This is a genomic window from Brachybacterium phenoliresistens, from assembly GCF_039530785.1.
GTDB classification, from domain to species: domain Bacteria; phylum Actinomycetota; class Actinomycetes; order Actinomycetales; family Dermabacteraceae; genus Brachybacterium; species Brachybacterium phenoliresistens.
On the sequence record NZ_BAAAOW010000005.1, the window covers coordinates 14,795 to 32,960 of the forward strand.

The window sequence follows — 18,166 nt, forward strand, 5'->3', positions numbered from 1 at the left end:
ACCCCCGCGCGGGCTCAGCCCGCGGCATCCTCCCGCTCGTCCCGATCGTCCCGATCGTCCGGGCCGTCCTCCGAGCGCTCCCGCTGCCGCTCCCGGCTGGCATGCGTGAGCTGGCGCAGGTCGGTCTCCGAGTCGAAGCTCGCCCCCAGCCCGCCGGCGACGACGCCGAGGGCCGCGCTGAGCCAGGCCACGCCCATGTAGTGCGAGAAGGTGGCCGGCTCGCCGAGGACCTGCGCCATGAACGAGGGGGCGATCACCACCAGCCCCGCCAGGAGGATCAGCACCACCAGCGCCACGTACAGCGCGAGGACGCACAGGAACAGCGTCAGCAGCGTGGAGACGTTGTACAGGCCCGCCGCCCCGCCGCCCCCCTCGTGGACCGGCCGGTCCCAGAGGCGGTTGCCCACCACCAGCCAGCCGACCATCAGGGTCATGGCGAGCAGTCCGATCAGCAGCAGCCGCGGCGTGGACAGCGCCGCCGACATCTGCCAGATCGAGCTGTAGAAGATGCCGAAGGCCCCCGCGGCCGAGGCCGCCGCCAGCGCGCTGGAGAGCTTGCGGACCGTCGCCCACGGCGCATTGGTCACCACCATCCCCAGCACCGTGCGCACCTGGCCGATGACGGGACGGGCCCGCAGGGCGATCACCCCGCGCGCGGCGTCCCGCTCCCAGACCGGGGCTCCCGGGGAGGTCGACCGGCGGGTCGGCATCCGGCCCTGCGCGGGGATCAGGCCCTCGCCCAGGTGCTCGACGCTCTCGACCATGATGTCCAGGATCCGCCGGCGGGTGGACAGGCTCCACAGCGTCGGCCAGAACAGGGCCGCGAGCCGATGCTCGGGGAACGCCTCGGCCACCAGCAGGCGCCCCTGCGCATGGCGCGGCATCTCCGTGAGGACCAGGGTGATCTCCGCCCCGTCGTGCTCGCGGCGCAGCCGCGCCGCCGAGGCCAGGCGCAGCGAGCCGTCGGTGCGGGTCTCGATCAGCTCGGAGCGCACGTGCACCGTCGCCGGTCCGTCGACCCGCTCCGCCAGACGCCGCTCCAGGTCCTCGCGGATCGCGAGCATGCGGCGCAGCGGAAGGCCGGGATCGGTGACCACGAGGATCGTGATGCCGCCGGAGGTCTCGTCGGACATGTTCTCGCTCCCTGGGGATGGTTCGCACGCGGCTGCTGCCCTCCGCGCATGCTAGGCCCCCGTCCCGGGGCCGGAGGGAATCCCTGACCGTTCGGAAGGAACCCCGTCGACACCGAAGGAGGACCACCATGAGAGCACTGACCTGGCAGGGGACCCGCCGCGTCCGCGTCGAGGACGTCCCCGACCCCCGCATCGAACGTCCCGACGACGCGATCATCCGCATCACCTCGACCGCCATCTGCGGATCCGACCTGCACCTGTACGAGGTGCTGGGCCCGTTCCTGGACGCCGGCGACGTGCTGGGGCACGAGGCCATGGGGGTGGTCGAGGAGGTCGGCAGCGCCATCACGCACGTCGCCCCCGGCGACCGGGTCGTCGTCCCCTTCACCATCTCCTGCGGCCGATGCTTCTTCTGCCGCCGCGGACTGGACTCCCAGTGCGAGACCACCCAGGTCACCGAGCACGGCACCGGCGCCGCGCTGCTGGGCTACTCGCGCCTGTACGGGCAGGTGCCCGGCGCCCAGGCCGAGCTGCTGCGGGTGCCGCACGCCGACCACGGCCTGATGCCCGTCGGCGAGGAGCTGCCCGACCACCGCTACCTCTTCCTCAGCGACATCCTGCCCACCGCCTGGCAGGGCGTGCGCTACGCCGACGTCCCCGAGGGCGGCACCCTCGCCGTGCTCGGCCTGGGGCCCGTCGGCCAGCTCGCCGCCCGCATCGGCGCCCTGCAGGGGGCGCGCGTGATGGCGATCGACCCCGTGCCCGCGCGCCGGGAGATGGCCGCCCGCCACGGCATCGAGACCTTCGCCCCGGGGGAGGACGCCGTCGCCGCGATCCGCGAGGGCACCTCCGGCCGCGGCCCCGACGCCGTCGTCGACGCCGTGGGCATGGAGGCCCACGGCAGCCCGGCCGCGCACGCGGCCCATCGGGCGGTGGGCCTGCTGCCCGACGCCCTGGGCCGGGCCGCCCTGGAGAAGGCCGGAGTGGACCGCCTGGCCGCCCTGCACACCGCCCTGGACCTGGTGCGCCGCGGCGGGACCGTGTCCCTCAGCGGGGTCTACGGCGGGGCCGCCAGCCCGATGCCGCTGCTGCGGATGTTCGACAAGCAGATCCAGCTGCGCATGGGGCAGGCCAACGTGCGCGCCTGGACCGACACGCTGATGCCGCTGGTGGAGGCCCCGGCGGACCCGCTCGGCCTGGACGACCTGGTGACCCATCGGCTGCCGCTCGAGGAGGCTCCCGCCGCCTACGACATGTTCCAGCGCAAGCACGACGGCTGCGTGAAGATCGTGCTGGATCCCGCCGGGAGCGCGGCATGAACGGCGCCCCGGCCCGCGGCCGCGACTGCTGGCACGTGCCCAAGGGCGGCGTGCCCGCCAAGCTCGAGGAGCCCGGCACCCGCACGGGCACGATCCCCGTGACCGGCGCCGTCCCCCACGGGGCGAGCCCCCGCCCCGGCGGCAGGCCGCGCCGGAGGATCGGCTACCACGCCTCCCACGAGCAGACCCCGCCGGAGGAGCTGCTGCGCCTGGTGCAGCGCGCCGAGGCTGCCGGCTTCGACGCCGTCCTGAGCTCGGACCACCTGGCCCCGTGGGGCGTGGCGCAGGGCCATGCCGGCCACGCCTGGAGCTGGCTGGGCGCCGCGCTCGCCGCGACCACCCTGCCGTTCGGGGTCGTCACCGCCCCCGGCCAGCGCTACCACCCCGTCGTCACGGCGCAGGCCGTCGCCACCCTCTCGCGCATGTTCCCCGGCCGCTTCTGGGCGGCCTACGGCAGCGGCGAGGCCCTCAACGAGCACGTCACCGGCGACGCCTGGCCCAGCCACGAGGAGCGCCGCCAGCGCCTGCGCTCCAGCGTGCAGATCATCCGCGCCCTGCTCGCGGGGGAGACGGTCAGCGCCGATGACCCCGTGCGCGTGCACGAGGCCCGGATCTGGAGCCGTCCCGCGCAGCCGCCGCCGGTGATCGCCGCCGCGGTGAGCGAGCAGACCGCCGCCTGGGCGGCCGGATGGGCCGAGGGCCTCATCACCGTCGGCAGCGACCCGCAGCAGACGGCGGCCGTGCTCGAGGCGTACCGCGGCCGGGGCGGCCGCGGCGAGGCGATGCTCCAGATCCACGTGAGCCTCGCCCGCACCGACGAGGAGGCCCTGCGCATCGCGCAGGAGCAGTGGCGCCAGGCCACCGTCCCCGCCGAGCAGATGTGGGACCTCGAGCACCCCGAGCACTTCGACGCCCGCTCCGATCCTCGGCCCGAGGCGATGCGCGGCGCCGTCGCGATCTCCTCCTCGCCACGGCTGCTGGCCGACCGGATCGCCGAGGCGGCGCGCGGCTTCGACCAGGTGCACATCCACCACGTCGGCCTCGACCAGGACGCCTTCCTCGACCAGGCGCCCGAGCTGCTGGGCGCCCTGCGCGAACGGCTGCACGCCGCCGCGGCGCCGCCGGAGCCCGGCCGGCCTCCGCAGGAGCACGGATGAGCCCGGGCAGGAGCCGCGGCAGCGGCGGGGCCGAGGGGCGGCGCTCCACCCGACCGGCCGACCGCAGCGACCTGTGGTGGCGCACCGCCGTCATCTACTGCCTGGACATCGAGACCTTTCAGGACTCCGACGGCGACGGGGTGGGCGACATCGACGGCCTCGCCGACCGCATCGAGTACCTCGCCTCCCTCGGGGTGACGTGCCTGTGGCTGATGCCCTTCCAGCGCACCGAGGACCTCGACGACGGCTACGACGTCACCGACCACCTCGGCGTCGACGAGCGGCTGGGGGACCTGGGGCGGTTCGTCGAGATCCTGCGCGTCGCCCACGACCGCGGGCTGCGCGTCATCATCGACCTGGTCATCAACCACACCTCCGACCAGCACCCGTGGTTCCTCTCCGCCCGCAGCAGTCGCGAGAGCCCCTTCCGCGACTACTACGTGTGGCGCGACGAGGTGCCCGAGGACCCGGGCAACAGCGTGTTCCCCGGCCAGGAGGACGGGATCTGGGAGTACGACCGCGCCACCGAGCAGTACTACCTGCACAACTTCTACCGCCACCAGCCCGACCTCAACCTGGCCGAACCGCGGGTGCGCGAGGAGATCGCCCGGATCCTCGGGTTCTGGCTGCAGCTGGGCGTGGACGGCTTCCGCATCGACGCGGTGCCCTTCCTCGTCGAGGAGCCCGGCGCCCCGGACGGACAGGACCCCCACGCCTTCTTGCGGGAGATGCACCGCTTCGTGCGGCGGCGCTGCGGGGAGGCGGCGCTGCTGGGCGAGGTGGGGCTGCCCCACCAGGAGCAGCTGGAGTACTTCGGGGACGGCGGGGTCGAGCTGGACCTCCAGCTCGACTTCCTCACCGCCCAGACGGTGTTCCTGGCGATGGCCCGCGAGGACGCCGCCCCGCTGGCCCGCGTCCTGGCCGATCGCCCCGTGGTGGACGCCGCCCAGGGCTGGGCGATGTTCCTGCGCAACCACGACGAGCTGACGCTCGAGCTGCTCGGGGAGGGGCCGATGCAGGAGGTCTTCGAGGCGTTCGCCCCGGATCCGCGTCGGCGCGTCTTCGACCGCGGCATCGTGCGGCGCCTGGCGCCGATGCTCGAGAACGACCCCCGCCGCCTGCGCCTGGCCTACAGCCTCCTGTTCTCCCTGCCCGGAGCCCCGGTGCTCTACTTCGGCGAGGAGATCGGGATGGGCGAGCCGGAGGACACCGACGACCGTGGCGGGATGCGCACCCCCATGCAGTGGGAGGCCGGCCCCACCGGCGGCTTCTCCGGGGCGCCGCGCGAGGAGCTGCCCACGCCCCCGACCGGCGGGGAGCTGGGCCCCGACCGGGTCAACGTGCGCGACCAGTTGCGGGACCCCGAGTCCCTGCTGTCGTACATCCGCCGGCTCATCGCGCAGTACCGCTCCACCCCGGAGATCGCCTGGGGCGAGCTGAGGGTGCTGGACGTCTCGCCCGCCTCCGTGCTCGCCCACGCCTCCGTCTCCGCGGGCGCCGCCTTCCTCGCCGTGCACAACCTCTCCGCGCAGCCGTGCACGGTGCGGGTGCCCGTCGGGGAGATCGTCGGCGAGGACGCCTGCTTCGAGGACCTGCTGGCCCCCACGGAGGGCCCCAGCGCCGCCGGCGGGCAGATCACCCTCGCGCTGGAGGCCTACGGCCATCGCTGGCTGCGGGCCGCGGACCTCGACCCCGCGCCGTGACCTGCCCTAGAGGCGGATCCTGAGCGCGGCGGGCTGGACCTCGATGCGCAGGGAGGTCGTCTCGCCGAGGGCCTCCCCGTCGATCTGCGCCATGCGCGGCGCGGACAGGTCCAGGGCGAGCGTGCTGAGCGCGAGACGGGTGGCGGTCTCGCTGTCGACGGCGCCGTCGCCGTCGCCGCGGCCCGGCAGCAGCTTCGCGATCCCGTTGTCCCAGACGACGTTGCCGACGGTGTCCGCCCAGCCGGCGACGCCGTCCTCGCCGAGGATCAACAGGTCCAGCCGGCCGTCATCGGGCGCGGCATCGGGCAGCAGGTCGATCCCGCCCTGCACGGTGCCGACGTTGCCGACCAGGACTGTGTGCACGGTCTCGTGGATGCGGGTCTCGCCGTCGACGACGAGATCGGCCTCGACGGCGGAGCTCGCCGTCACCGCCCGTCCCATCGCCTCGACGTAGGCGATCCAGCCCGCCGTCTTCTTGAGGTCGTCATCGGTCTCGTCGATCATGCGGGCGTCCACGCCGACCCCGGCCATCACCAGGAAGGCGCTGCGCCGCGGGCCGTCCTCGAGCTCGGCCAGGCACCAGCCGACGTCGACGGGGCGGGCCGTCCCGTCCAGCGCCCGGGCCAGGGCGGCGTCGACGTCGCCCAGCGGGATGCCGAGGTTGCGGGCCAGCAGGTTCCCGGTGCCCAGGGGGACGATGCCCAGCTCCACGCGGGAGCGGCGCTGGGCGAGGACCTCGGCGACCGCGCGGACGGTGCCGTCGCCCCCGGCGGTGATGATCAGGTCGACGCCGGCGGCGAGGGCCTGCGCGGCCGCCGCGCCGCCCGGATCCTCCGGGGTGGTCTCGAAGATCGAGAGCTGGGGCCGGGACCGCATCTCGGAGGCGGCGTCGAGGGCGTCCTCGAGCACCTCCGCCTCGACCTTCGAGGGGTTCAGGACGATGCCGATGTGCTGCTCGGACATGGGGTCTCCTTCCGGGAGGGGCGGGCGTCGGATCCGGCGGATCAGACGGCGCGGTCCTTGGTGATCAGCCCCCACACGAAGGAGAACACCAGAGCACCGATCACCGCGATGGCGAGCGAGCCCCAGGACCACGGATCCGCGAAGACGGCGCCGACGCCCTTGCCGCCGATGAGCCCGAACAGCAGGCCGCCGACGAATGCGCCGATGACGCCGAGCAGCAGGGTGGCGATCCAGCCGCCGCCCTGGCGGCCGGGGAGGATGAGCCGGGCGAGCGCGCCGGCGACGAGGCCGACGATGATCCAGCCGATGACGACCATGAGGAGCTCCTTGTCCGGCCCGGGCACGTGCCGGGGCCGATGGGGGACGGGGAAGGCGAGGGCGGCAGCCCTCGGTGTCGTGCAGGGGACGCGACCGGGCGATGATTCCTCACGGCAGGGCGTCCGCATCGTGACGCAGGTCATATCGGTGCGGGATGCGGGGCGGCCGCCGCGGGGGCCGGCCGGGGCGCGAGGCGGCCGCCGCGGGGGCCGGCCGGGGTGCGGGGACCGCGCAGGGGCGAGGGCCGGCCGGTCTCAGCAGCGCAGGCGGAGCGCGGCGGGCTGCACCTCGAAGCGCAGGGAGCGGGTGCGGCCGATCGGCTCGCCGTCCAGCTCGAACATGCGCTCCTCGGACAGCCGCACCTCCAGCGTGGTGATCGGCCGCCGGGTGGCGGTCCGGCTGTCCACGGACTCCTCGCGCCCGGTGAGGATCCGGGTGACGCCGTTGTCCCACACCAGGTTGCGCACGGTGTCGACCCAGCCGGTCACCCCGTTCTCGCCGAGGATCAGCAGGTCCAGGCGGCCGTCCTCGGCGGAGGCGTCGGGCAGCAGGTTCAGCCCGCCCTGGACGATGCCGACGTTGCCGACCATCACCGTGTGCGCCCGCTCGCGCAGCGCGGTGCGGCCGTCGATGAGCAGGTCCACGTCCACCGGGGCGCTCGCCGAGATCGCGGGCCCCATCGCGGCGATGTACGCCAGCCAGCCGATGCGCTTCTTGAGGGACTCGTCGGTCTGCTCGATCATGTGGGCGTCCACGCCGATCCCCGTCATGCTCGCGAAGGCGTACCGCCGTGGACCGTCCTCGAGGGCGACCTCGACCCAGCCGATGTCGATCGGCCGCGCCGATCCGTCCAGGGCCAGCGCGAACGCCGCGGCGGGGTCGTGCAGCGGGATGCCGAGGTTGCGGGCCAGCAGGTTGCCGGTGCCCATCGGCACCACGCCCATGTCCGCGGGGGCGCCGCGCCGGGCGAGGGTCTCCACCACTGCGCGCACGGTGCCGTCGCCGCCGGCGGCGACCACGAGGTCCGCGCCCGCCGCGAGGGCCCGCTGCGTCGCGCCGACGCCCGGGTCCTCCCGGGAGGTCTCGAAGGTGGTGATCCGCGGGGGCTCCCGGCCGATGGTCGCCGCACGCACCGCCGCGTCGAGGATCTCCGCCTCCACCTTCGCGGGGTTGCGGATGATGCCGACGTGCCGCGCGGACACCGGCTCAGCCCGTCGATCCGGCGAGCACGTCCAGCACGGCCTCGCCGTACTCGGCGAGCTTCTTCGCGCCCACCCCGCTGACCCCGCCCAGCGCGCTCACGCTGCCGGGCCGGGCCTCGACGATCCCCACCAGGGTCGCGTCGGAGAACACCATGTACGGCGGGATCGACTTCTCCGTGGCGACCGCGGTGCGCCAGGCGCGCAGCGCCTCGAACACCTCGCGCTGGGCGGGCTCGAGCCCATCGGCCGCCCGGGACCCGGCCGAGCCGCCGCCGGAGCCGCGCGAGCGGGAGGCCTTCGCCGGGGCACGGTCCACGGCGAGCTCGAGCACGGTCTCGCCGGAGAGCACCGGGCCGGCCTGCGGGCCGGGGACCAGGACGCCGTAGTCGCCCTCCGCCTCGACGATCCCGCGGGCCAGCAGCTGGCGCAGGGCCGTGCGCCATTCGCGCTCGGACAGCTCGGTGCCGATGCCCCACACGCTCAGCTCATGGTGGCGGCCCTGGCGGGAGCGGTCGTTCTCCCGGCCCAGCAGCACCTCGATGATCTGCCCGGACCCGAACTTCTGGCCGCGCTCGCGGTCCAGGCGGATCAGCGCGGAGAGCATCTTCTGCGCCGCGACCGTCGCATCCCACGTCTTCGGCGGGGACAGGCAGGTGTCGCAGTTGCCGCAGGGCTCGGAGTCCTGCCCGAAGTAGCGCAGCAGCTGCACGCGGCGGCAGGTGACCGTCTCGCACAGGGCCAGCATCGCGTCCAGATGCGAGCGGGCGTTGCGCTTGAACTGCTCGCTGCCGTCGCCGCCGTCGATGAACTTCCGCTGGCTGACGACGTCGCCCAGGCCGTAGGCCATCCATGCCGTCGACGGCTGCCCGTCGCGGCCCGCACGGCCCGTCTCCTGGTAGTAGCCCTCGATGGACTTGGGCAGGTCCAGGTGCGCCACGAAGCGGACGTCGGGCTTGTCGATGCCCATGCCGAAGGCGATGGTCGCGACGATGACCAGGCCGTCCTCGCGCAGGAACCGCTCCTGGTGGTGCTGGCGCACGCGCGCGTCGAGGCCCGCGTGGTACGGCAGGGCCGGCACGTCCCGCTCGCTGAGCCAGGCGGCGACCTCCTCGACGCTGCGCCGCGAGAGGCAGTACACGATGCCCGCCTCCCCGGGATGCTCGGCGCGGATCAGCCGCAGCAGCTGCTCGCGGGCCCGGTCCTTCGGCTCGATCCGGTACTGGATGTTGGGGCGGTCGAAGCTGGAGACGTAGTGCTGCGCCTGCTCCATGCGCAGGTTGCGGGTGATCTCCTCGTGGGTCTGCCGGGTGGCCGTGGCCGTCAGCGCGATTCGCGGCACGCCGGGGAAGGCCTCCGCCAGGACGCTCAGGCCCAGGTAGTCGGGCCGGAAGTCGTGGCCCCACTGGGCCACGCAGTGCGCCTCGTCGATCGCGAACAGGGCGATCCGGGCGCGCTGCAGCAGGCCCAGGGTGCGCTGCAGGACCAGCCGCTCCGGCGCCATGTACAGCAGGTCCAGCTCCCCGGCCAGCAGCTGCTGCTCGACGGCCTGCGCCTCGTGCGGATCCAGGGTCGAGTTCAGGAACGCCGCCCGGATGCCCACCGCCTCCAGCGCCGCCACCTGGTCGGCCATCAGGGCGATCAGCGGGGAGATCACCACGCCCGTGCCCTCCCGCAGCAGCGAGGGGATCTGGTAGCACAGGGACTTGCCGCCGCCGGTGGGCATGAGCACCACCGCGTCCCCGCCGCCGGCGACGTGCTCGATGATCGCCGCCTGGTCGCCGCGGAAGGCGTCGTACCCGAACACCCGCGAGAGCACCTCGAGGGCGCGCGCCCCCGCCCCGCCCGGCGCCCCGGCGGCGGCATCGGCGATGCCCGGCAGGGACTCGAGGGACTCGGGCAGGGCCGGCTCGGCGGGATGGGTCTCCATGGGGGCCAGACTATGCGTCCGGGCTGGGGTGGAGGAGGGGGAGCGCCGACGCTGTGGATGAGCGCCGGGGAGGGCGGACACCGACGGCGGGGAGGCCGGGCACGAACGGCGGTCCCAGGTCCGCGAGCCAGGCAATCGCCTGGCTCGAGGCCCTCAGACCGCCGTTCGTGCACGGCCGGCCGGCGGGCACCCTCCGGAAGTCCAGGGTCGGATCATCCGGAAGGATGACCCGCCGCGCGCGGCGGTAGACCCTCGACGGGCGCGGAGCCGAGGGTCGCCCTGACAGCCTGGAGCGTGGGCTGGGCGTGCCGCGCCCTCCGCCTGCCGTGGCCTGCCTGCCCCGCTGTCCCGACGTTCCGGTCGCCTCGCGCGACCCGCCGCCTCGCCTGAACCGCCGTCTCGCCTGAACCGCTGTCTCGCCTGACCTGTCGCCTCGCCCCGCCCCGAAGGAGCACCATGACCGCCCTGACCCGGATGAGCCTGCTGAATCGATTGGTGGTCGGGCTCATCGCCGCGCTCGTGGCCGTGTTCGGGGTGGTCGCGACGACGTCCCTGAACCAGGAGACGCTCCCCTCCCTGTCGACCCCGGGAATCATCGTCACCGGCGTGATGCCCGGCGCCTCGCCGGACGTGGTCGAGAAGCAGGTCACCGAACCGGTCGAGACGGCGCTGTCCTCCGTCTCGGGCATCGACAGCGTCTCCAGCGACACGTCCACGGGCATGATGACCGCCATCGTCCTGTGGCCCTTCGGCGAGGACGAGGACGAGATGTCCGACTCCGTGCGCTCCGCGGTCGACGGCGTGAAGTCGTCCCTGCCCACGGGGGCCGAGGTGGAGGTCGTCTCCGCCGCGATCGACGACACCCCGGTGCTGCAGGTCGCCGTCGCCGGACCGGGCGAGGCCGATCAGCTGGGCGAGCGGGTCGAGAACACCCTGGTGCCGGAGCTCGAGGGCGTCACCGGCGTCTCCCGGGTCGATGTCATCGGCCGCACCGAGCAGGAGCTGCGCATCACCGTGCGCGAGCAGGACGCCGAGGACCTCGACGTCGCCGCGACCTCGATCCCGCAGTCCCTGCAGACCGCCGGGGTCGTCACCCCGGCCGGCGAGGGCCTGGTGGACGGCAGGACGCTGTCGATCGAGGTCGGCTCGGCCCTCGGCACCGTCGAGGACGTCGAGGCCATCCCGGTGACAACGGCCGACGGCGACACCGTGGCCCTGGCCGATGTCGCCGACGTCGAGCTGGTCTCCTCCGAGCGGACCTCGATCGCCCGCGCCGGCGGCGAGGACGCGCTGATCGTCTCCGTCGTCAAGGACAAGGACGCCAACGTCGTCTCCGTCTCCCACGGCGTGAACGAGGTGCTCGAGCGCGCCGGCCCCGAGCTGGGCGACGGCGTCTCCTTCACCACCCTGTTCGACCAGGCCCCCTACATCGAGCAGTCCATCCACGACCTCACCGTCGAGGGCGGTCTGGGCCTGCTGTTCGCCGTGCTCGTGATCCTCGTGTTCCTGGGCTCGTTCCGCTCCACCCTGGTCGCGGCGATCTCCATCCCGCTGTCGCTGCTGGTCGCGATGATCGGCCTGTGGGTCGGCGGCTACACCCTGAACATGCTGACCCTGGGCGCCCTGACCATCGCTGTGGGGCGCGTGGTCGACGACTCCATCGTCGTCATCGAGAACATCCGGCGACGCCAGGGGACCGACGACCTGACCGTCCCCGACATCGTCGACTCGGTGCGCCAGGTCGCCGGGGCGATCACCGCCTCCACCCTGACCACCGTCGCCGTGTTCCTGCCGATCGCCTTCGTCACCGGCATCGCCGGGGAGCTGTTCTCGCCCTTCGCCGTCACCGTCAGCCTGGCGCTGCTGGCCTCGCTGCTGGTCGCCCTGACGATCGTCCCGACCGTCAGCTACTGGGTGCTGCGCCGTGCGCCGCGCCCCCTGAAGCCCGCGAAGCAGCAGGCCTCCGACGCCCGCTACGAGGCGTGGCAGGATCGCCAGGAGGCCCGCGCCCAGGCGCGGTACGAGAAGGCCCAGGCCCGCATCGACCGCCGCAACACCGCCCGGGCCGCCAAGGGCCGCGCCCTGCTGCCCGCCGCGCAGCGCGAGCATCCCCTCGCCCCCACCGCCCACGGGGAGGCGTCCACGCCCGTCGACGGCCTGCAGCGCCGTCTCATGCCCGCCATCCGCACCGCCCTGCGCCACCCCGGCCGCACCCTCGCCCTGTCCGTCGTGATCCTCGTGGTCACCCTCGGCATGTCCGGCCTGCTGCGCACCGACCTGCTGGGCAGCCAGGGCCAGACCTCCCTGGCCGTGACGCAGACCCTCGAGCAGGGCACCACCCTCGCCGACAGCGAGGAGGCCGCCCGCCTGGTGGAGGCCCAGCTGGAGGAGGACCCGGACGTCGAGTCGTACGTCTCCTCGATCCAGGCCGCCACCGGCAGCGGCTCGAACTCCTTCACCGTCACCCTGCGCGACGACTCCGACACCGTCGCCGCCACCAGCCGCCTGCGCACCACCATGGGCACGCTCCAGGGCGCCGGGGAGATCGAGGTGCAGGACCTCGCCTCCTCCGCCGTCAGCCAGGACGTCGAGATCCGCCTGACGGGCGAGGACATCGGCGATCTCGAAACCGCCTCGCAGGACGTCGCGGACGCCGCCGGCGAGCTGGACGGCGTCGAGAGCGTCCGCAGCGACCTCGCCGCCGAGCAGTCCGTGATCCGTGTGGACGTGGACCGCCGGGCCGCCGCGGAGCAGGGCTTCACCCAGGCCGATGTCGGTCAGGCCGTCGCCGCCGCGATCGACGGCACGCCCGCCGGCACCGTCACCCTCGAGGGCACCGAGCGGGACATCGTCATCGCGCCGACGCATCCCGGAGCAGGCCCCGAGGAGATCGCCGCGCTCGAGCTGCCCGTCACCCCGCGGCAGACCCAGCTCGCCCAGGAGGCCGAGCAGGACGAGCTCGAGGCCATCGCCGACGAGCGCGCCGACAAGGCCGAGCGCGAGGCGGAGGAGGCCGCCGACGAGCAGCTCGAGTCCGCCCGCGAGGCCCGCGACCAGGCCGAGCAGGCCGTCGAGGACGCCCGCGAGCAGCGCGAGGCCCTCGACGACCCGGCCTCCCTCGCCCCGCAGGACCCGGCGGCCGCGCTCGAGGAGCAGCGGGAGGCGGCCGACGAGTTCGTCGAGCAGGCCGAGCAGGGCTACGAGGACGCGCAGACCGCCGTCGAGGAGCTCGAGGAGGCCCGCGAGGAGCAGCAGTCCGACCGCCAGGAGCAGGAGGAGCTCACCGAGCGCCAGGAGGGCCTGGCGGACATCACCGGCGAGCCCGTCACCGTCGGCGACATCGCCACGGTCAGCCAGGAGCAGGTGCCCACCACCATCACCCGCCAGGACGGGACCCGCCAGGTCACCGTGAGCCTCACCCCCGGCCCGGACCAGCTGAACACGGTCTCGGCGGGCGTGGCCCAGCTGACCGCGGACACCGACCTCCCGGCCGGCGTCAGCTTCGTGGTCGGCGGCGCCGAGGAGGAGATGATGGAGTCCTTCAGCCAGCTGGGCATCGCCATGCTCGCCGCGATCGCCCTGGTGACGCTGGTGATGATCGCGACCTTCCGCAGCCTCATCGAGCCGCTGATCCTGCTGGTCTCCATCCCCTTCGCCGCCACCGGCGCCGTCCTGCTGCTGCTGCTCACGGACACCGCGCTGGGCCTGCCCTCGCTGATCGGCCTGCTCATGCTCATCGGCATCGTCGTGACCAACGCGATCGTGCTGATGGACCTGATCGGGAAGCTGCGGGCGGAGGGCATGGAGCTCATGGACGCCGTCCTGCACGGGACGCGGCTGCGCCTGCGGCCGATCCTCATGACGGCGGCGGCGACGATCTTCGCGCTGGTGCCGATGTCCCTGGGGCTCACCGGCGGCGGCATGTTCATCTCCCAGCCGCTGGCGATCGTCGTGATCGGCGGCCTGACCAGCTCGACCGTCCTCACCCTGGTGCTGGTGCCGGTGCTGTACGTGCTGGTGCGCGGCGGCCGCGAGAAGCGGCGGGCGCGCCGGCAGGCCCGCCGCCAGGCGCGGGAGGCCCGCGCCGAGCGCCGCGCCCGCGACCTCGCCGGGAGCGAGGCGGGGGAGGCGACTGCGGCCGGAGCGGCGCAGGGCGAGGCCTCGGAGCGGCCCACCCACCGCGCCGACGAGCAGGATCCCGCCCGGCCGGCGCGCCGCGACGGGGAGGGCCCCGCGGACCCGGCTCCCGCCGGCGCCTGACCGCCCCGGTGCTCGATCCGCGCCGTCTCCCGACGGGATGACGGCGGGGGTCGAGCACCGGGCAGCGGGTGCGGCAGGGCGGGGCGCGGCAGGGCGGGGCGCGGCGTCAGAGCCGCTCGCGTGCGGTGCCTGTCCCACGCAGGCGCCGTGGAGCGCGGGCGTCCCAGGCCGCCCCGAGCAGCTCGGCGAGCTCGTCGACCTCGATCTCCGCGAGGCGGACCAGCACGCTGGCGTGGCCGCGGTAGTGGTCGGTCGTGAAGAGGACGGCGGGGTCCGCGGCGAGCAGCGCCTCCTTCTCGTCGAGATCCGGGACCCAGCAGACCAGCACCTCGGGCATCTCGTGCATCCGGGCGAAGATCCTCCCGGCGACGAAGAACGCGGGGGTGCCGTAGCTGGGCTTCTCCGAGACCTCGGGCAGGGCGGTGGCCAGGCGGCGGACGTCGTCCTCGGTGCTCATGGCAGATCCTCCTCGATCGTGCCCCCGCCGCCGTGCTCCTTCCGAGCGGCGGTCGCCGTGCCCTGTGCGCGGCGGAGGCGGCGGGCGCGGCGCGCGCCGCGCGGTCCCTCCGAGCCAAGCACGTCGCCGCGGGCGGGGCAATGGTCGGGCCGATCCGGCCCGTCGCCTCGACTTCCCCGTGCCGGTCCGGGAGGATGGTGCGGTTCGCCGAACCCCTGCCGAAGGAGTCACCATGACCGTCGTCGTCACCGCCGTGTTCTACCCCGCCGAGGGCAAGAAGGAGGAGCTCGCGCAGGCGATGCAGCGCGGCATCTCGGCCGTCCACGAGGAGAAGGGCTGCGAGCTCTACGCGATCCACGACGCCGAGGACGGCACCATCACGATGATCGAGAAGTGGTCCACCGTCGAGGATCTCGACGTCCACGGCGGCGGCGCCGCGGTGAAGATCCTCAACGAGGACATCGACGGCCTGACCACCAAGCCCGTCCTGGTCACGCGCATGACGCCGATCCCCGCCGGCACCGACGCGCAGGGCCTGCTCTGACCTCCGCCTGCCGGGGCTGATCCCCGGCCCCTCGTCCCGACGCGGGGCGCCCGCCGAGCCGCGGGCGCCCCGCGGCTCGACTTCCGAGCGGCGCAGGGCGAGGATGGAGAGGTCCGATCTTTCGCCGACGAAGGACCTCCATGACCCGCCCCGCCGCCCGCCCCCGGCCCAGCATCCTGTTCGTCCTCACCGACGACCACGCCGCGCACGCGATCTCCGCCTACGGCAGCCGCGTGAACTCGACCCCGAGCATCGACCGCGTGGGCGCGGAGGGCGCCCGCCTGGACGCGATGTACTGCACCAACTCGATCTGCACGCCCTCGCGCGCGTCGATCCTCACGGGCACGTACAGCCACGTCAACGGCGCCTGCTCGATCTATTCCCAGTTCGACTACCGGGTGCGGACCTTCCCCGAGGTGCTGCAGGAGCGCGGCTACCGCACCGCCCTGTACGGCAAATGGCACCTGGGCACCGCCGAGAAGGCCACCCCGCGCGGCTTCGAGGACTGGAAGGTCTTCCCCGACCAGGGCGACTACGTCGACCCGGTGATGTACGGGCCGGGCGGGCAGGAGCGGATCCGCGGCTACGCGACGGACATCATCACCGCGCAGGCCACGTCCTTCCTCGACGAGCTCGGGGCCGATGACCCCTTCTGCCTGCTGGTCCACCACAAGGCTCCGCATCGGCCGTGGGTGCCGCACCCGCGTCACGAGCACCTCTACGAGGTCGGCACCATCCCCGAGCCGGAGACCATCGGCGACGACCATGAGGGTCGCAGCGACGCCGTGCGGCAGGTGCGGATGACCCTGGACGACCTCACCGAGCACGACGTGAAGGAGCCGGTGCCCGAGGAGCTGCGCGGCGAGGAGAGGCTGCGCGAGCGCAGCGCCTGGAAGTACCAGCGTTACATGCGCGACTACCTGCGCACCGTCCAGGCCGTCGACGACTCCGTGGCCACCCTGCTGGACTGGCTCGAGGAGCATGACCGGGCCGAGGACACCATCGTCGTCTACACCTCCGACCAGGGGTTCTTCCTGGGCGACCACGGCTGGTTCGACAAGCGCCTCATGTTCGACGAGTCGCTGACCATGCCGTTCCTGGTCCGATGGCCGGGGCAGATCCCCGCCGGCACCGAGGTCGAGGCGATGGCCACCAACGTCGACATCGCCGCGACGCTGCTGGAGGCCTGCGGGGTGGAGCCCGCGGCCCTGCCCGCCCAGCAGGGCCGCAGCCTGCTGCCGTGGCTGCGCGGGGAGAGCGTCGAGGACTGGCCCGACGCCGTCTACTACCGCTACTGGGAGCACGACGAGCCCGCCCACCACGCCCCGGCGCACTACGGGATCCGCACCCGCACCCACAAGCTGATCCACTACTACAACGACGGGCTCGGCTCGCCGGGCTCGAGCGATGCGGTGTGGCCCGCGCAGTGGGAGCTGTACGACCTCGTCGCCGATCCGGCCGAGCTCACCAACGTGGCCGAGGACCCCGCCTACGCGGGGATCCGCGCCGAGCTCGAGGCGCAGCTGGCGCGGCTCCAGGCCGACGTGGGCGATGCGCCCTACGCCGGCCCGGACACGCCGCGGCTGGACTGGTCGGTCTGACGGACCGCGGCGGGACGCCCGGGAGCGTCCCGCCGCGGGGCGGGGACCCGCCGCGGTTCAGCGGCTGGAGGCGTCGATCGCCGCCACGTACTCCGCGACGCGCGCGAAGATCTCCTCGTCGTAGGGACCCCATTCCGGGTGCGGGGTGTCGGGGCCGCGGTAGGGCTCGTCGGCATAGCGCTCTTGGTAGGAGGCGAGCAGCGCCTCGAGCTGCGCACGGAGCTCCGCGTACGCCGGGTCATCGGCGACGTTGCGCACCTCGATGGGATCCGCCTGCAGGTCGTACAGCTCCCATTCGCTCTCGAAGATCCGGTCCGAGGCGCCGGGGACGCCGAGACCGGCGCCGTAGTAGTGGATGAGCTTGTGGGTGCGGGTGCGGATCCCGTAGTGCGCCGGGGCGTGGTGGATCGGGTCGTCGTGCTCCCAGTACCGGTAGTACATCGCCTCGGGCCAGTCCTCGACCTGCTCGCCGCGCAGCAGGGGCAGGAAGCTGCGGCCCTGCGAGGTGGGCAGCACCTCCGCGGCATCGAGACCGCAGGCGTCCAGGAAGGTCGCGGCGAAGTCGACGTTGGTGATGATCTCCTCGCAGCGGGTGCCCGGGGCGATCGCGGCGGGCCAGCGGATCAGCATCGGCATCTGCAGGGACTGGTCGTACATGAGGCGCTTGTCGAACCAGCCGTGGTCCCCGAGGAAGAAGCCCTGGTCGGAGGTGTAGACCACGAGGGTGTTCTCCGCCAGCCCCCGCTCCTCGAGGTGGTCCAGCAGGCGACCGACGTTGTCGTCGATCGACTGGATGCACTGGAGGTAGTCGCGCATGTAGATCTGGTACTTCCAGCGCATCCGCTCCTCGCGGTTCTCCGCGCCGCGCAGGTGCTCGGGGACCTCCTGCTTGAGGTCGTCGGCGCCCATGTCGTCGGCGATGCTCATGTGCACGCCGCGCACCGCCTTCGACCGGGACTCGAGGTCGTCGAAGAACGTCTCCGGCTCCGGGATGGTGCCGTCGGCGTAGAGGTGCCGGTGCTTCTCGTCGGGGACCCACGGCCGGTGGGGAGCCTTGTGGTGGACCATCGCCAGGAAGGGCTTCTCGGGGTCGTCGGCGACCAGGCCGTCGATCCAGTCGATCGTCATGTCGGTGACGATGTCGGTGGCGTAGCCCTCGACGATGCGGGGGCCGTTCTCGTCGATCATCTCGGGGTCGACGTAGTCGCCCTGGCCGGGGAAGATCGTCCAGTCGTCGAAGTCGCGGGGGAGCGACTGGCCGTGCTCGCCCAGGTGCCACTTGCCGAACATGGCGGTGCGGTAGCCGTTCTCGCGCAGGCACTTCGCGAAGGTCGGGACGCGGTAGTCCATCTCGGTCCAGATGGAGGAGACGCCGTTGACGTGGCTGTAGGTGCCGGTGAGGATCGAGGCGCGCGAGGGGCTGCAGATGGAGTTCGTGCAGAACACGGCGTCCATGCGCATCCCCTCCTGCGCGATGCGGTCCAGGTGGGGCGTGCGGTTGACGCGGCTGCCGTAGGCGGAGATCGCGTGGGCGGCGTGGTCGTCGGACATGATGAACACGATGTTCGGGCGGGGCATGGGG

At 73.4% G+C, this 18,166-nt stretch carries 13 protein-coding genes; 6 read left to right on the plus strand and 7 right to left on the minus strand.

All coding sequences use genetic code 11. From position 1 onward, the window contains the following. Nucleotides 1–14 precede the first annotated feature (14 nt). Nucleotides 15–1,133: a hypothetical protein gene (locus tag ABD234_RS11910; RefSeq protein WP_344356434.1), complete on the minus strand. Its 1,119-nt coding sequence runs from the start codon at nt 1,131–1,133 to the stop codon at nt 15–17. Nucleotides 1,134–1,261: 128 nt separating this feature from the next. Between ABD234_RS11910 and ABD234_RS11915 the strand changes: the two genes are divergently transcribed. Genes ABD234_RS11915 through ABD234_RS11925 form a run of 3 tightly spaced genes read left to right on the plus strand, consistent with a single transcriptional unit; the run spans nt 1,262 to nt 5,312 of the window. Next, nucleotides 1,262–2,452, plus strand: coding sequence for an alcohol dehydrogenase catalytic domain-containing protein (locus tag ABD234_RS11915; RefSeq protein WP_344356436.1), 1,191 nt, complete (start codon nt 1,262–1,264; stop codon nt 2,450–2,452). Further along, the gene (locus tag ABD234_RS11920; protein ID WP_344356438.1) at nt 2,449–3,609 is read left to right on the plus strand and encodes a TIGR03885 family FMN-dependent LLM class oxidoreductase; all 1,161 of its coding nucleotides are present in this window, start codon (nt 2,449–2,451) and stop codon (nt 3,607–3,609) included. Before ABD234_RS11915 ends, ABD234_RS11920 begins: the two co-directional genes overlap by 4 nt. Next, entirely contained in the window at nt 3,606–5,312 is a 1,707-nt protein-coding gene (locus ABD234_RS11925) for an alpha-amylase family glycosyl hydrolase (protein ID WP_344356440.1), read from the plus strand. The genes ABD234_RS11920 and ABD234_RS11925 overlap by 4 nt, the downstream gene beginning before the upstream one ends. A gap of 6 nt (nt 5,313–5,318) precedes the next feature. Here ABD234_RS11925 and ABD234_RS11930 read toward each other — a convergent pair whose 3' ends face one another. The 4 genes from ABD234_RS11930 to recQ form a co-directional block, all read right to left on the minus strand. Beyond that, complete coding sequence (locus tag ABD234_RS11930) at nt 5,319–6,275, minus strand: diacylglycerol/lipid kinase family protein (protein WP_344356442.1); 957 nt, start codon at nt 6,273–6,275, stop codon at nt 5,319–5,321. A 41-nt stretch (nt 6,276–6,316) separates the two neighbouring features. Further along, the gene (locus ABD234_RS11935; protein WP_038370833.1) at nt 6,317–6,592 is read right to left on the minus strand and encodes a GlsB/YeaQ/YmgE family stress response membrane protein; all 276 of its coding nucleotides are present in this window, start codon (nt 6,590–6,592) and stop codon (nt 6,317–6,319) included. 255 nt (nt 6,593–6,847) lie between these two features. Further along, nucleotides 6,848–7,795 carry a diacylglycerol/lipid kinase family protein gene (locus tag ABD234_RS11940; RefSeq protein ID WP_344356445.1) on the minus strand — a complete coding sequence of 316 codons (948 nt, stop codon included), beginning with the start codon at nt 7,793–7,795 and terminating at the stop codon, nt 6,848–6,850. A gap of 4 nt (nt 7,796–7,799) precedes the next feature. Beyond that, the gene (recQ, locus tag ABD234_RS11945; protein WP_344356447.1) at nt 7,800–9,722 is read right to left on the minus strand and encodes a DNA helicase RecQ; all 1,923 of its coding nucleotides are present in this window, start codon (nt 9,720–9,722) and stop codon (nt 7,800–7,802) included. A 456-nt stretch (nt 9,723–10,178) separates the two neighbouring features. Here recQ and ABD234_RS11950 point away from each other — a divergent pair, with 456 nt between their 5' ends. Next, nucleotides 10,179–13,982, plus strand: a complete 3,804-nt coding sequence (locus tag ABD234_RS11950; RefSeq protein WP_344356449.1) for an efflux RND transporter permease subunit — start codon at nt 10,179–10,181, stop codon at nt 13,980–13,982. Nucleotides 13,983–14,088: 106 nt separating this feature from the next. On the opposite strand, the gene ABD234_RS11955 is transcribed toward ABD234_RS11950, so the two are convergent. Beyond that, nucleotides 14,089–14,439 (minus strand): MmcQ/YjbR family DNA-binding protein, encoded by a 351-nt coding sequence (locus ABD234_RS11955; RefSeq protein WP_344356451.1) that lies wholly within the window; start codon nt 14,437–14,439, stop codon nt 14,089–14,091. Between the two features lie 232 nt (nt 14,440–14,671). Between ABD234_RS11955 and ABD234_RS11960 the strand changes: the two genes are divergently transcribed. Both ABD234_RS11960 and ABD234_RS11965 read left to right on the plus strand, forming a co-directional pair. Next, a complete protein-coding gene (locus tag ABD234_RS11960) occupies nt 14,672–14,983 on the plus strand; it encodes a putative quinol monooxygenase (protein ID WP_038374294.1) in 312 nt (103 codons plus the stop codon). A gap of 140 nt (nt 14,984–15,123) precedes the next feature. Further along, on the plus strand, nt 15,124–16,584 hold the full coding sequence (locus tag ABD234_RS11965) for a sulfatase family protein (RefSeq protein WP_344356454.1): 1,461 nt from the start codon (nt 15,124–15,126) through the stop codon (nt 16,582–16,584). A 57-nt stretch (nt 16,585–16,641) separates the two neighbouring features. On the opposite strand, the gene ABD234_RS11970 is transcribed toward ABD234_RS11965, so the two are convergent. Continuing rightward, nucleotides 16,642–18,162, minus strand: coding sequence for a sulfatase family protein (locus ABD234_RS11970; RefSeq protein ID WP_344356456.1), 1,521 nt, complete (start codon nt 18,160–18,162; stop codon nt 16,642–16,644). Between the last annotated feature and the right edge of the window lie 4 nt (nt 18,163–18,166).